This is a genomic window from Vibrio aerogenes (assembly GCF_024346755.1).
Classification (GTDB): Bacteria; Pseudomonadota; Gammaproteobacteria; order Enterobacterales; family Vibrionaceae; genus Vibrio; species Vibrio aerogenes.
This window is the reverse complement of record NZ_AP024861.1, coordinates 854,967-870,426: the sequence shown is the minus strand read 5'-3', so window position 1 is coordinate 870,426 and position 15,460 is coordinate 854,967. Positions and strand designations below refer to the sequence as shown.

The window sequence follows — 15,460 nt, the reverse complement described above, 5'->3', positions numbered from 1 at the left end:
GAAAAAATAGAAACAACTTCACTTTGATATCAGCTCCCTGCCTGAAAATAAAACAACAGGGAGCCGGACTATAGCAAATCAGAAAATCACGAGTTTCCTGTCACCTCACGCAAAGTAACCTCCTGCCGGGTTTTCGGCAGAAAAAACATCATCAGCAGAGCGGCACCCGTCGGGGCTAACCATCCCATCCCCATGTCAAAAAGTGGCAGAATATTAAATGCCGAGACGTCCATACCCGTCGCTTTTACAGCATCAATCAGAGCAAATAAAAACGAAACAGCTAAAACAACCCGAAAAGCAACACGGGTATTAGGTAAACGGGAACGCAGGAATGTCAACATGACCAGCGCAATAGCAACCGGATATAACGCATATAAAACAGGTATAGATAATGCGATTAGCTGTTTCAGCCCGACATTCGCAATGACCGCACAGGTCACACCATTAATCACAACCCAGGTCCTGTAGCTGAAACGCGTCAGTGAGCTGAAATAATCAGAGCAGGAAGAAATTAATCCAATCGCTGTGGTCAGACAAGCCAGCAGGACAATCACAGACAGCACAGTCTGACCTGAAGGACCAAACAGTGCCTGAACGTACAGACTCAGAATAACACCACCATTATTTGCGCTTTCCGCAATAGTCAGGCTGGTTGCTCCCAGATAAAAAAGCGAAATGTAAACAAATGCCAGACCAGCCGCTGCAATACAGGCTGCAAGAATTAAATATCTTGTCGTGGCTTTGGCTTCTGTAATGCCTTTTCCCTTCAAAGCATCGACCATTAACATGCCGAACATTAATGCCGCAAAGGTATCCATCGTGTTGTAACCTTCGAGAAAACCTTTAATCATTGGCTGAGATACGTACGCATCTTTTGCTGCAAGAATCTCTCCCTGAGGATTCACAAAAACACCAATTGCCACAATAATTAACCCGAGAAACAAAATAGGGGTAAGGAACTTGCCAATATAGTCAATTAAACGCCCCTGAAACCAGGAAAAAAGTGCAGCAACAATAAAAAATAAAACAGAAAACAAACCCAGAGACCATGCCCCCGGTTGTTCTAACAAAGGCTTTACAGCCATCTCGAATGCAACCAGCCCGGTTCTGGGAGTTGCAAACATAGGACCGATCACAATAAAGATCAGTGTCGCCATCAATGTTGCCAGTTTAGCGGGTAAATCTTTTGTCAGGTGTTCCCATGTTCCACCCGCCAAAGCAACCGCGATAATTGAAACCAGAGGAAGCCCGACAGCAGTCAGGAGAAAACCGCCCATCGCCGGAAGAACATGCTCTCCGGCAAGTTGTCCGGCCAAAGGTGGAAAAATAATATTCCCGGCACCCAGAAAGAAAGCGAACAGCATGAAGCCGACCGCAATAATATCGGATAGTTTTAATGTCTGTTTCACAGAACGCCCTTAATCATTATTTTGCATGTTGTGTTTGTTCCCGGAAGATAATCTCCCGGTGAAGAGGACGATCATGAAGAAACAGCATAAAATAATCAATAAACCAAGCAAAAATAGTCAAAAAGATTATGTAAAATCATTTTTACTAGAACAAAAAACCAACATAAGATCAAAAATAAACAAACACAACTATCACTTTATACACGTTTTTTTTACCTGTTTTTCTTTTACTCTGACGAGATCATATGGTTCAATCTGCCCCGGTTGAACAGGGCATGGTTGTTATGAATAAACAAAACAAACTGAAGACTTTCTCTTTCAAACAATTTTCACTCACCACAGGAAATTGCGGAATGCCGGTCAGTACAGATAGTGTCATTCTTGGCGCATGGAGCCGGAAGCCTTCATCTCTGAACCCCGCGATTCCGCCACAAATTCTGGATATAGGAACAGGGACGGGCATACTGGCATTGATGTGTGCTCAGCGATTTTCTGAGGCAGAAATAACCGCGATCGATATTGACAGCGAGGCAATACAATCTGCCACGATGAACTTTCAGCAGTCACCCTGGCAAGCAAGGATTCAGATCAAACATCAGGATGTACTGACCTGCCAGACAAGCCACAAATTTGATGCCATCATCTGCAATCCACCTTACTTTAACAGCGGGCAAACGGCTTCGGTTTCCTCAAGAGCAACAGCCCGCCACACGATAGACTTATCTCATCAGCAATTACTGCAGGTCTGCCATACTCTGCTGACTTCATCCGGAAAGGCCAGTTTTATTCTGCCGGTAAATGAAGGGGAATTATTCATTCAAACTGCGCTGAATTGCGGGTGGTCTCTGTCCCGGTATTGTGCCGTTCAACCCACGATTCATAAACCCTGTCACCGCCTTTTAATGGAATTCAGTCCGGCACCTGTCAGCTCATGTGAAAAAACAACACTGATCATCCGCGATAATCAGCACTACAGTGATGATTTTGTTCTTCTGACCAAAGACTTTTATCTGAAAATGTAGCGTTTCAGACTACCTGTGATTGTATTACTCTGTCATCAATCCTCAGAGAAACTCCCGGATAAGAGGTTATCATCTCCAGAGCCTGTTTGTTTATATTGGGATGAAAGAGATTCAGATATAATAAATCACCTGATATATCCAGATGCCCCCGGATATATAGTGAGTAGGCAAAAACTTTCAAACTCGCATCCTGACAGAATTTGGGTATAATACCGCCCCTTATTTTGCCCCAATGGCGATCAGTGGAGACATAGCAGTGATCAGAGATTTTGCAGATTTAGATCTGGACCCGGTACTTCTTCAGTCTCTTGAAGAAATGGGTTTTTCCAAACCGACGCAAATACAGGCTTCTGCAATACCAGTTGCCTTAGATGGTAACGATGTACTGGCATCAGCACCAACCGGCACCGGTAAAACAGCTGCTTTTGCACTGCCTGCCATTCAGTATTTACTGGATTTTCCCCGTAAGAAGCCAGGACCGGCACGTATTCTGATTCTCACCCCAACACGTGAACTGGCAATGCAGGTCACGGAACAGGTGAAATCACTGGCAAAATATACCCGGTTACAAATATTCAGCATCACAGGTGGCGTTCAGTATCAGGAACATGCTGACTTACTGGCTGCAACGCAGGATATTGTGGTTGCTACTCCCGGGCGACTGATGGAATACATCGAGTCAGAAACATTTGACTGCCGGGCTATTGAATGGCTGATACTTGATGAGGCTGACCGAATGCTGGATATGGGATTCGGTCCGGTTGTTGAACGCCTTTCAGCAGAATGTCGCTGGAGAAAGCAATCTCTTCTCTTTTCAGCCACATTGGAAGGCCACGGCGTAGAAAACTTTTCAGCCCGGTTGTTAAAAGATCCACAGATTGTGCAAAGCGACCCTTCCCGCCGGGAAAGAAAAAAGATTACTCAATGGTATTACAGAGCGGATGATCTGCCACATAAAGTGGAGCTGCTCAAACATATCCTTGCTGAACAATCGCAAAAAGCGATTGTCTTTATCAAAACCCGCGAACGCCTGGCTGAGCTGAGAGGTATGCTGGAAAAAGCATCCATCGAGTGTGCATGGCTGCAGGGTGAAATGCCTCAGGACAGACGTAACAATGCCATTACACGTTTCAGAGACGGAAGTGTCAATGTCCTGCTGGCAACAGATGTTGCAGCCAGAGGTATTGATATCCCGGATATCAGCCATGTGATTAATTATGATTTACCCAGATCGGCTGATGTTTTTGTTCACCGAATTGGCAGAACTGCACGGGCCGGAAAGAAAGGGACCGCAATTTCGCTGGTTGAAGCTCACGATCAGCCGATGATGGACCGGATCTGCCGTTATCAAAAAGAAGAGATTAAAGAGCGTTTTGTCGACGGACTACGTCCTCAGCATAAAAAACCGGTGTTTAAAAAGAAAAAGAAGACAAAAGCCAGTCCCGCGAAGAAAACGGGGAAAAAAAGCACCAAAAGAAAAAAATAGTCATCATAAAAAATCCCACGACACTGCGTGGGATTTTTTCATCAGACTGAAACAGGTCAATCCCGTTTTACTTAATGCTCTCTGGTTGCCCGGAAATCAACATCCGGAAAACGTTCCTGAGCCAGATTCAGATTCACCATGGTTGGCGCAATATAGGTCAGATTATCCCCGCCATCGAGGGCCAGATGTGACTGATTCTTACGCTGGAACTCATCAAACATCTTCACATCATCACATTCAACCCATCTTGCAGTCGCAACATTGACACTTTCATAGATCGCTTCAACGTTATATTCAGATTTCAGCCGGGCCACGACAACATCAAACTGAAGCACACCCACCGCGCCAACAATCAGATCGTTATTTTGCAGTGGACGGAATACCTGCACAGCACCTTCTTCAGAAAGCTGAACTAATCCTTTCAGCAATTGCTTTTGTTTCAGCGGATCCTTCAGACGTATCCGGCGGAACAACTCCGGTGCGAAGTTCGGAATGCCCGCAAACTTTAACGTTTCGCCCTGAGTAAATGTATCGCCAATCTGGATCGTACCGTGATTATGCAGCCCGATAATATCCCCGGCATATGCATGCTCGGCACGGGCACGATCTCCCGCCATAAAAGTCACGGCATCAGAGATACTGACCTGTTTGCCAATGCGGACATGATTCATCTTCATTCCCTGGCTGTAAGTACCGGATACAACCCGCATAAAGGCAATCCGGTCACGGTGTTTCGGATCCATATTCGCCTGAATCTTAAAAACGAAACCAGAGAATTTCTCTTCCTGCGCTTCAACGTTTCGCTCGTTTGCCTGACGTGGCATCGGTGACGGCGCCCACTCGGTTAAACCATCCAGCATATGATCGACACCAAAGTTACCCAAAGCCGTGCCGAAGAATACCGGCGTCAGTTCGCCTTGCAGAAATAACTCTTCATCAAACTCATTGGATGCACCAACGACCAGCTCCAGCTCCTCTCTCAACTGCAGTGCCAGAGATTCACCTACAGCTTCATCCAGCTCTGAATTGTCAAGTCCCTTAATGATCCGGACATCCTGAATCATATGTCCCTGCCCGGTGCTGTAGAGAATGGTTTCATCGCGATGAAGATGATAAACCCCTTTAAACTCTTTACCACATCCGATCGGCCAGGTCACCGGCGCACAAAGAATATTCAGTTCACTTTCGACTTCATCCAGTAATTCCATCGGATCTCTGATATCCCGGTCAAGTTTGTTCATGAACGTCAAAATAGGCGTATCACGCAGACGGGTGACTTCCATTAATTTACGGGTCCGGTCTTCTACCCCTTTGGCGGCATCTATCACCATCAGACAAGAGTCCACAGCAGTTAATGTCCGGTAAGTATCCTCAGAAAAGTCTTCGTGTCCCGGCGTGTCCAGTAAATTTACCAGGCATTCATGATACGGAAACTGCATCACGGACGTCGTAATTGAAATCCCCCGCTCTTTTTCCATATCCATCCAGTCAGATTTAGCATGCTGATTTGAGCCACGACCCTTGACTGTACCGGCCTGCTGAATCGCCTGTCCAAATAAAAGCACTTTTTCAGTAATGGTTGTTTTACCCGCATCCGGGTGGGAAATAATCGCGAACGTACGTCGCTTATTCACTTCATTGAGGAAATTTTGGTCTGCCATTGAAACATCTTATCTTTGCTGAACGGATTGTTTTGGTAGACGGATTACGCTGAATGTATGTATGCATTCACACTCAGCTTCAAGCTTCTGCTCGATTTTTGCCTGACAAATCCGTTACCGTCATCTTAACTGGCCGCTATTCTCGCTGATCTTGACTCAAGAAACAATCGATTGTGCCCGGTGATTCTGTGTCTGTCGTTTCTCCTGCCAAAAGTAAAAAACCGAATCATCTGACGATTCATCCTGCTGAATATCTGAGCATGTACTATTTCAACAAACACTGAAACATGAAGGTCACGCGACCCAGTTCTCCGGGTTCGACTTCAATAACCTGTTCAATCAAGCAGCCACCCTCATCGATTTTGTATCCATATGAGGCAGCCTGCTCAAACAAGCTTTCAATCGCGGCAATATAAGCAACATCTGAAGTCAGGCAAACCAAAGCACAAAAATAATCGCCTTCAGGCAAAGTGATATCAGAAGAAATCCCGGATTCCTGAATCACTCCGGCGGTATAGCGCATTTCCTGCCATGGACGCTCCAAATCAGCGATGGGTGTAACACAACACAGTTTCCGACAGGATGGCTGCCAGTTTTGTATAATCTCATCCCAGTCAAAGTCGGGTCTGTGCTGTTTCCTGATATGTCTGGCCGGATACCAGATCCGCTCACAAGGTAAGTCGTACGCCATCTGATATTCGGAGGAATCCGACCCGGCAGGATGAGATAACCTTGATAATAACGCTGCCGTTTCATCCGGTGTCCCGGTCTTTGCCAGTTGTCGCACAGCTCTGGCGGTTAAACCCAACTCTCTTTTGATGACTTTCGCCAAAGCCTGAGATGATGAATATCCGGTGGCAAAAGCAACTTCAGTAATTTTTTGTCCGGGAGAACTTAATAACAAAGACACCGCACGCTGCAATCGCACCCGGCTCAGATACTGACCGGGAGTTTCGTGAAACACCTGAGTAAACTGACGATGAAAATGATAAGGGGAAATCGCGCTCTGTTCAGCAATTTGCTCCCAGCAAAGCTGCTGACCAGACTCGCTGTGCATCAGGGCAAGAGCTGTCTCAAAACGCTTTACCTGATGCGCCGGTAAAGACGACAATAAAGCAAATTCAGGGACCAGAATATAAGGATGACCAGAGAACTCAGACATACCCACCAGCGAAAAATGATCTCAGATTATCCGTTAACTATGCAAGCCAGACTGAATAAAATCAATGACACACCACCTTTAACCCGGACAACCTTTTTAAAAAGACAATCCGGGCTCAGGCAAATCACTTTATCCTGGGGGTAAATATGCCTAAAAGCACAGGAATCAGTATCAATGTTACGCCTGTAGCAAACAATTCCCCAAAGACTAAAGAAACAGCTGCGGGTTTAAGATACTGAGCCTGTTCTGCCTGTTCATTGAATAACGGCAGCAAACCACAAACCGTTGTAACTGTGGTCAGAAATACCGCCCGGAAACGGCTGGTTCCCGTCACAATCAACGAGCGGGCCAACGGCATGCCCGCACGATAATACTGATTAAACCGGGTCATCAGTACAAGAGAATCATTGATGACAATCCCCGCCATAGCCAACATACCAAACATCGATAACACACTGATTTGTATATCCATCAGGAAATGTCCGAAGATTGCCCCGGCAAAACCAAACGGAATCACAGACATGATCAGTAACGGCTGCCAGTAGGATTTCAGGGGAACAGCCAGCAGTATGTAAATAAGCAGCACTGTAATCATCAATGCAGAACGAAAACCCGACTGTACCTCGCCGATTTCTTCAAACTCACCAGAAGCCTGAATCGTCACCCCCGGATAACGTTCCTCTGTGTGCCTGATCACCACAGACAACTGCTGAATTGTTTGTTCCGGCGACTGAATATCCCGGTTCTGTTTCCAGTGTAAATTCACCACCTGCTCACGATGACGCCGGTAGATTGTTTCCGGCGTCCGCTCAAAAGACAACGTGGCAATATCTCCGAGGGCAACAGACTGACCATCAGGTAAAATCACCGCTGAACTCAGCAGCTGTTTGGTGGTCTGTTTCAGGCGCTCTGGATAATGCATCACCACCTTAATTTCCTGACCATGATCCAATAAGCGGTAGAGTTCCTTCTGACCAAAATCCTCCCCGGCCAGACGAGCCAGATCAGCTTGAGTCATCCCTGCCAGATAACCGGATTCATTCAGTTTCAGACGCGCCTGAAATTGCCCGCCATTGCCATCATCATAGATATCAGAGACGCCCGGCAAACCGGCTAATACAGGTTTCAATGCCTGTACTGCCTGTATGGCCAGTTCCCGATCTTGTGATATGACGGCAACAGACGTTCCGCCTGCGGGCTCATCAGCAGCAGAGAAACGCACTGAATAAGCCCCCTCAATCCGGCCGGATTCGCGCCGCCATTGATCCAAAATACGGTTAGCGGGCAGCGTCGTCAAAGCTTCTTGTGTCAGTTCAGCTGTTACCTCAACATATCCCTCTCCATCCGACCATGCGAGCAGGTTGGTGATTGGCTTCGCTTCAAGCGAGTATTGTGTCTGCAACGTCTGATTCAGGGTCAGTGCTGTCTGCTCAAGATATGACATCACTTTTTTTTGTAATGGCAAAGATGCACCTTCCTGCAAAGCCACTTTAGCAGAGATATACCGACCAGGAATTTCAGGAAATACGCCACTGCGAATAACATTCGTTGCCCACAATCCATAAGCCAGAACCACCAGAGCAAATAATCCGAGCAGCGTCGTCACCGGATACTTGAGTGCTTTGATCAGACACGGGCGGTAAATCTTCTGATTAAAAACCACCAAACCTTGCTGACAATAGTTTTGTATCCTGACCAGCCATTTCATCTCCGGCAACCGATGCCGCTCATTGCCCAGATGGGAAGGTAAAATAAACTTACTTTCGATGAGTGAGAATAACAGTGCAAAAATAACCACGGAGGAAAAACCAGCCAGTAGCCGGGCCAGATCATTTTTGATCCACAACATCGGAGAAAATGCAGCGATAGTCGTCAAAACACCAAAAATCGTGGCAACAGAAACAGAATGAACACCATGTAATGCAGCCTTTGCCGGATTGGAATAACGCCGCCGGGCAGAATAAATACCTTCACCAACAACCACCGCATCATCCACAAGAATACCGAGTACAAGAATGAAACCAAACAGAGTGATATCGTTTATACTGTTATCCAGCCAGTTCATCGCCGCGAGCGTGCCACATAACGCAAATGGAATCCCGGCCCCGACCCAAAAAGCCATTCTCAGATTTAAAAATAGTCCAAGTAACACCAGCACAATCAGTAATCCCTGAAATGCATTACTCCCTAACCGATGCAACTGATCCTGGATATAGGGCGCCATATCTGCCATCACTGATACCTGAACCTGATCAGGCAGCCGCCGCTGTTCGAGCGCTAAGGTATGATGAATTGCCTGACTGACCTCCAGCAGATTATCCCGCTGGCTGGTACTCACCAGCAAAGCAATCGCATTCTGCCCATTATTTCTGACAATGGAATCCGTCACCGCATAATCACGCTTAACCGAAGCCACATCACTCAATGTAAGCTGTCCTTCAGGAGAAGACGAAATCACCAGGTGCTTCAGTTTGATCAAGTCATCGGCATACCCATCTCCCTTCAGGATCATTTTGCCCCGGTTGCTTTTTAAAAAGCCACTTCGGGACTCCAGTGACATCCGTTGTATTTTCCCGGCAAGCTCACCCGGACTCAGGCCGGTTTCCCGCAGCTTTTCTGTATCTGGCTCAATGACCAGCAGAGGCTGGCGTCTGCCCCAGTTTTCAACCTCAGATATTTTGGGATTCTTTTTTAACGCCTGCTCAATACTTCGGGCAACAGGTTGTAATGCTGTATCAGACTCAGGGCCGGAAACCACCACAAATGCAGCAAGATTGGTAAATTCATCCCGGCTGACCAACGGACGTTCAGCCATCAACGGCAGGTTTGTCATTGCATTCACCCGGTTCCGAACCTCTTCAATCAGCTGATTTAAATCAGTCGTGGTTGTTTTTCTGACCCTGACAAGCGAAATCCCTTCCTTCGACTGACTGACAATCCGTTTAATACCCGCGATATCACTGATGGCTTCTTCAATCCGCTGCGTCACTACCTGATCGATTTGTCTGGCCGTTCCGCCGGGATAAACCACTTCAATAGTGAGTCCTGAAGGCGCTATCTGGGGAAAAGATTCCACCCTGAGCTGATAGAATGACAATATTCCAGCAGCAATCACTGCGACCATGATCAGGTTGGCTGCCACCGGATTATCAATGAACCACCGGGTCAATGTTTTCATTGGACATCCTCCACCTGAGAAGTTTCAGGCATGACTTCTTGTCCGGGCAACATAGAAATCAGGGGATAGACGACAACATGCCTGATACGTTGTGGCTCACCGGAAAAGACAACCCAAACCCAGCGTTTTTGTTCCTCCAGCAATGTGACATCTTCCCGGACCAGGCGGTTATCCGTATTGACTGTCCATACCTGACCATCACGGGTCAGTGCAGTCGCCGGAATTCTCATCGCAACCGGAGAAACAGCCAGTTGAACATAAACCCGCACCTGTTGATGCAACAGAAGTTGCGGGCTTTTATCAAAAGGCTTTGATACAGTCAGAATCAGTTGCCGTTGCCGGGTTACACGATCCAGTTGCGGAGAAAGATAGCGGAAACTTGCCGGCCAGCGATGATGCTGACTGGCGATTTCAATTTTCGCCAGTGGTAAAACTTGTTGCAGCCGCCGCCAGTCTCGCTCCGGCACAGGTACTTTGATATCCAGCACATGACTGGCGGCAATTTCAAACACAGTTTGTCCACGCTCAACATACTGAGACGGATTCACCTGCCGGGACAAAATAATGGCATCGAACGGCGCTTTGATCACAGCATCATTCAACTGCTTTCTGGCATTGGTGTACAATTTTTCTGCCTGCAACAAACCGGCTTTTGCAGCTGCCAGCTGGGGGATCCGCCGGGCATATGCAGGCGCTTTGTCTGATGAAAGCATTTTTACAGCCACGGTCTGTTCATGTTGCTCACGCTCCAGAGCCAGTTCGGCCTGTTTCACCGCACTATGGGCACTGGCAACACCAGCTTGCAGTGCTGTCGTCTCAAGCCGGACGAGAGTCTGTGATTCAGGTACCAGTACGCCGGGTTCAGCATCAACATCCAGCCATGTCACCTGACCGGTCGTCTGAGCTTTCACCTCAGACTGCCAGCGGGGAAAAGTTGTACCAAACAAAGTCAGCACGGGACGATAACTGCGGGCTGTTGCTTCAAACACAGTCACCGGCTGATACCCAGGTTTCACTGGCTGAAGGGGCGCATGACTTTGAGCTGCCAAAATCATAATCAAGCCAACAATGACCATAAAAAACAGAGTGGCAACAATGATTGGCAAACGTTTTTGTTTTTTCCTGCCGGATCTTTTCACATCAGACCTTTTCATCTCAGAAACAATATTTAATATCCCCAGGTGATCGCATGACGCATGTTCAGCGAGAGTTGATGGGGTATACAACTTATATCCTGACGGGGATGAAAAAACGTGTCCCTGATTGCTCAAAAAGAAAGATTGACCAAAAAGAAAAATACCGGAAGTGCTCCGGAAGAATCAGAACACTCAGATAACTGAGTGTGCTTCAGAAAAAATAACTCATGATCAGCGCATCTTCCCGGCCCTGACGGGCCGGATAATAGCCAACCCGTCGATCGACCTCATGGAAATCAAATTTAAGATAGAGCGCATAAGCAGATAAATTGCTTTCCCGGACTTCAAGCCAGACACTCTCGGCCTTCTGCACTTCACAATAGTCAAGAAAATAGCGCATCAAACGCTCGCCGTATCTTTTTCCCTGATAATCAGGATCGACTGCAATATTGAGTAATGTGACTTCCCCAACAATATTCTGCGCATAAAAATAACCAATCACCTCATCATTGACCAACAGCGCAAAATTAAAGGCTCCGCGGCCTTCAAGGTTTTGCAGCATGGCATCTTTCCAGGGAAATTGATGAGCACGGGATTCAATGGCGATGATACGAGCAAGGTGCCGGGACTCAACCGGAACAATCTGAGTCTTCATACATCGGATTCCTGATAAGCACAGATCTGACGCCATAACTCTCTCCGGTGAAGCGGGTTCCCTTCAATCAGGCTGAGTAACGGGGAAACTAACTGTCTGGGCGCGATGCCTTCAACAGGCTGACACCCGGCAAACCATACCCATTTCAGAGCATGTTTACCAAGACGATGTAAATTTTCGGGATGGATATACATAGATTCATCTGCCGCAACAGAGAAACTTTTCAATACTTTCTCAAATAAAGTGGCAAACTTTCCTTCAGGTAATACAGGGCTGACTATCAGCAACTGACATGAATCTTCCAGATCGACTGTCTGTGATGACACACCATGAACAAGTTGTGGCCGGTGTAATATCCACCGCTGGATCCCCATTTCCTGAAGGTAATCCTGCTGACGAAAGCTCATATTGATATTCCTGACATTATTCAGGGCAAATCCTAACAAAATTCACAGACAAGAAGAAGTGCTCAGTTCAGAATATGACGCAATGTCACCGGGTTCTGCATCTCGATCAGTTCATCACTCTGTTGAGCCACTCCCTCTGCCAGTTCAAAAATCAGCAGATTATCTGGCTCAATCGAACCGGATGTATTTAAATCAAAATGAGAGGCGGGAACAAAACCAAAAGTACGGTAGAGCTCAGAATCACCATATGCGGTACAGGCAGGATAACCCAGCTCTAATAACATATTCAGACCATCCTCTATCAGGATTTTTTCAGCCTGAACAAATTCCGGATGAACAACCAGTAAAGCCAGATATTGCCAGTTCTGATAATGCCCGTTCTCCTGAAGCGGGGTAAACAGTGCATAACCTATAATTTCACCATCATCCTGACAGGCAACAAGAGAGAGTGTAATCAACCCCTGCTCTCTTGCAGCAGATACGATATCTGCATCCTGCGCTTTCCCGGGCAATGAACGCAGCAAACGATCAATTGGTAAGATGTCCGCCGGAGCCTCTGTACGTATTAACATGATCAATTCCTTCACTGTGCTGTTGACCTGATCGGACCCCTTTATACACGAAATCAGATAATTGCCCCAATAAAGTTTTTAAAATTGCCGGAAGGGTATCCAAATCAACACCATCAATGACGTTTTTCACTTCCAGCCCAAACTCAGTATCACCTTCAATCACCAGTCTTCTCTGAAAAAATAGGGTATCCGGGTCTTCTTTACGCCCGGCAATTAAAATAAAGTCATTCAGATTTCCCCGGAAGTTTGCGTCAGCAGCAATTCCCTCAGAGATGGGCTGATCAGAGACAACAAAACGAGTGCCATCAAAACTAATCATCCAGAAAACATCCAGATCTTTCACTTCAACTTTCAGCCACTTATTTTCCAGAAATTCAAAATCGCCGTCTTCCAGTGCTTCTTTAAAAACCATGTTCAATCCATCTAAAAGTAACTGACGTTGCAAGAAATTAGGGATTAAATGAATCGGAGATCGCAAAAATGATGCTGCATTTTGCACAATGTATGTATGAATCTTGTTAAGCACTAGCTTTATCCGTTAACGTTGATGAAATAGAATCAATCATAACGAAACAGATCTTCCTGGTTGCTGTTATGAATCAATAAATACGGTATATGCTTCACTAATGAGACAAACATAGTTATAGTTGAGCATTCTGTATATAGAGCAGAGCAGGCCACATGTTGGAGCAAAATTAATTGGCATGGTTTCACAAAAGTTTAAACAGTGGTTTACAGAATTAACGTCACGTAGTCCATTTTTTTTGCCGTCCTCGATGAACAGCACAACTATGTGATGGTGAATGACCGTTACAGCCGGATTGCCAGGCTCTCTCCGGAAGCACTTATTGGTAAGAATGACACTCAGGTCTTTGGTGAATCTTATTATCAGCAACTCCGGAGCTACTATCAAAAAGCTTTTAAGGGAGAGGTCATTGAAACCACGCTTTCTCTTCATCATGCCGCGACTGAAATAACACTTTATATTTCTCTGACACCAGTTATTTCTGAACAAGGTATCAGTCAGGTTGTTTTTCAGGCGCTTGATATTTCAGAATCCCATGCTTTGGTTCATCATGCTGAAGAATCCGAGACAAAATTCTCTCAGTTACTGAATATTCTGAATGAAGGCGTGCTCTTTATCGAAAACAATGAAATTATTTCATGTAATCAAATTGCTGCAAATCTTCTGGGGTATAAATCACCATCTGACTTATATGGTGAAATGATCTCTGATCTGTTCATCAATTCATCAAATCAAAAACCCTTCACTATCAATGAAACAAATTTTCGGACCAGTTGCCATTCGGTCATCTGCACAGCAAAGTCACTACCGGAATTAGCACCGAAGCTCTCTCTCCGGGTTGAGAAAACATTACTGTTCGGGAATACGGCTTTTTTTGTCATGTTGTCTCCTCAAGAGGAGAATAAATCTGATTCAGGGAGTATCGATGCACATATCGATCAACTCACTGGTTTATATAACCGCTCCGGTTTTGCCAAACGGCTGGACATGCTAATCGCCGACAAAAGACCATTGGTGATGCTGTATCTTGATATTGATAACTTTAAAAATATCAATGACTCTCTTGGACACCACATTGGTGACAAAGTCATCAGAGAGGTCGCATTTCGTCTGAAGCGGCTTTTACCCCCGGATGCCATTCTGGGTCATCTGGGAGCAGATGAATTTGGTTTAATTCTTCCGGAGCCTGATAAGTCACGAACCGCTGAAATGCTGTCAGAACGGATTATATCTCTGATTAATCAGCCATTTGATCTGAACTATTTCAGCAAAAGGCTTGCCTGCTCGATCGGAAGTGTGAACTATCCGGGAGATGGCTGCGACGCAAGAATCTTACTGCAAAATGCAGATACCGCGATGTATGAAGCAAAAGCCAGGGGAAGAAACCGGATGATTCGCTTCAGCTCGCAAATGAATAAAGAAGCAAGAACCCGGTTGTGGCTGGAAATTGAACTACAAAAAGCACTGCAGCAGAGTAGTCTGGAAGTCTGGTATCAGCCTAAAGTCAATGCCCGGAACTATAGTATTAATGGCGCAGAAGCACTCGTTCGCTGGAAGCACCCGGTGGAAGGATATATCAGTCCCGGCTCTTTTATCCCCGTTGCAGAAAAAGCAGGGTTAATCGAACATCTTGGCCGGGTTGTCATGCGGGATGTGTTTTCAACCGTTAAACGCTGGAAACAGAAGGGAATTCTTCCAGGGCCGGTTGCTATCAATCTGTCACCGGAGCAGTTTGGTAATCCTCAGTTAATTAACTTCATGGAAAAGCTGCTTCGTTCAACGCAACTGGACCCATCCTGTATTACCTTTGAGCTAACCGAAAGTGCAGTGATGAGTGACAGTGATTACACCATTGAGATGCTGAATGCGATAAAAAAACTGGGCTTTACTCTCTCCATTGATGACTTTGGTACGGGTTATTCGTCACTCTCTTATCTTGCCCGTTTCCCGATCGATGAATTGAAAATTGACCGGGCATTCATTACTGAAATTGATCTGCTGCCCAAACAAATTACTGTGATTGAAAATATCATCAATCTGGGAAAATCCCTGAAGCTCAATGTGGTCGCAGAAGGCGTCGAAACTCAACAACAGGCCATTTTACTGTCAAACCTTCAATGTCACTCGATTCAGGGGTTTCATTTTTATCGTCCACTGCCGAGACAAGAGGTAGAAAAGATATTTATTCAAAACAAGAGCTATAGCGCTGACTGATTTCATTAAACCTGCCCAATATCAAATCATTC

11 protein-coding genes and 1 pseudogene are annotated in these 15,460 nt (G+C 46.0%); 3 read left to right on the top strand and 9 right to left on the bottom strand.

What is annotated here, in order from left to right; translation table 11 throughout:
• Positions 1-86 precede the first annotated feature (86 nt).
• Positions 87-1,409: a branched-chain amino acid transport system II carrier protein gene (gene brnQ, locus OCV29_RS04070; protein WP_073603294.1), complete on the bottom strand. Its 1,323-nt coding sequence runs from the start codon at positions 1,407-1,409 to the stop codon at positions 87-89.
• Positions 1,410-1,654: 245 nt separating this feature from the next.
• Between brnQ and OCV29_RS04065 the strand changes: the two genes are divergently transcribed.
• On the top strand, positions 1,655-2,431 hold the full coding sequence (locus OCV29_RS04065; RefSeq protein ID WP_245796799.1) for a tRNA1(Val) (adenine(37)-N6)-methyltransferase: 777 nt from the start codon (positions 1,655-1,657) through the stop codon (positions 2,429-2,431).
• Between the two features lie 256 nt (positions 2,432-2,687).
• Positions 2,688-3,917 carry an ATP-dependent RNA helicase SrmB gene (srmB, locus tag OCV29_RS04060; protein WP_073603576.1) on the top strand — a complete coding sequence of 410 codons (1,230 nt, stop codon included), beginning with the start codon at positions 2,688-2,690 and terminating at the stop codon, positions 3,915-3,917.
• Between the two features lie 71 nt (positions 3,918-3,988).
• Here the strand turns inward: srmB and prfC are convergent, their stop codons facing one another.
• From prfC to ubiT, 8 genes are all read right to left on the bottom strand, one after another.
• Positions 3,989-5,578: a peptide chain release factor 3 gene (gene prfC / locus OCV29_RS04055; RefSeq protein ID WP_073603295.1), complete on the bottom strand. Its 1,590-nt coding sequence runs from the start codon at positions 5,576-5,578 to the stop codon at positions 3,989-3,991.
• A gap of 265 nt (positions 5,579-5,843) precedes the next feature.
• A complete protein-coding gene (locus OCV29_RS04050; protein ID WP_073603296.1) occupies positions 5,844-6,740 on the bottom strand; it encodes a helix-turn-helix transcriptional regulator in 897 nt (298 codons plus the stop codon).
• A 124-nt stretch (positions 6,741-6,864) separates the two neighbouring features.
• Positions 6,865-9,918 (bottom strand): efflux RND transporter permease subunit, encoded by a 3,054-nt coding sequence (locus tag OCV29_RS04045; protein WP_073603297.1) that lies wholly within the window; start codon positions 9,916-9,918, stop codon positions 6,865-6,867.
• Positions 9,915-11,144: an efflux RND transporter periplasmic adaptor subunit gene (locus tag OCV29_RS04040; RefSeq protein WP_084193287.1), complete on the bottom strand. Its 1,230-nt coding sequence runs from the start codon at positions 11,142-11,144 to the stop codon at positions 9,915-9,917. The genes OCV29_RS04045 and OCV29_RS04040 overlap by 4 nt, the downstream gene beginning before the upstream one ends.
• A gap of 121 nt (positions 11,145-11,265) precedes the next feature.
• Positions 11,266-11,709 (bottom strand): ribosomal protein S18-alanine N-acetyltransferase, encoded by a 444-nt coding sequence (rimI, locus tag OCV29_RS04035; protein ID WP_073603298.1) that lies wholly within the window; start codon positions 11,707-11,709, stop codon positions 11,266-11,268.
• Positions 11,706-12,116, bottom strand: coding sequence for a DNA polymerase III subunit psi (locus OCV29_RS04030; RefSeq protein WP_073603299.1), 411 nt, complete (start codon positions 12,114-12,116; stop codon positions 11,706-11,708). The genes rimI and OCV29_RS04030 overlap by 4 nt, the downstream gene beginning before the upstream one ends.
• Before the next feature lie 62 nt (positions 12,117-12,178).
• Positions 12,179-12,688 carry a GNAT family N-acetyltransferase gene (locus OCV29_RS04025; protein WP_073603300.1) on the bottom strand — a complete coding sequence of 170 codons (510 nt, stop codon included), beginning with the start codon at positions 12,686-12,688 and terminating at the stop codon, positions 12,179-12,181.
• Entirely contained in the window at positions 12,645-13,214 is a 570-nt protein-coding gene (gene ubiT, locus OCV29_RS04020; protein WP_073603301.1) for a ubiquinone anaerobic biosynthesis accessory factor UbiT, read from the bottom strand. The genes OCV29_RS04025 and ubiT overlap by 44 nt, the downstream gene beginning before the upstream one ends.
• Before the next feature lie 178 nt (positions 13,215-13,392).
• Between ubiT and OCV29_RS04015 the strand changes: the two are divergent.
• A pseudogene (locus OCV29_RS04015) lies at positions 13,393-15,428 on the top strand (sensor domain-containing protein).
• The last annotated feature ends 32 nt before the right edge of the window (positions 15,429-15,460 follow it).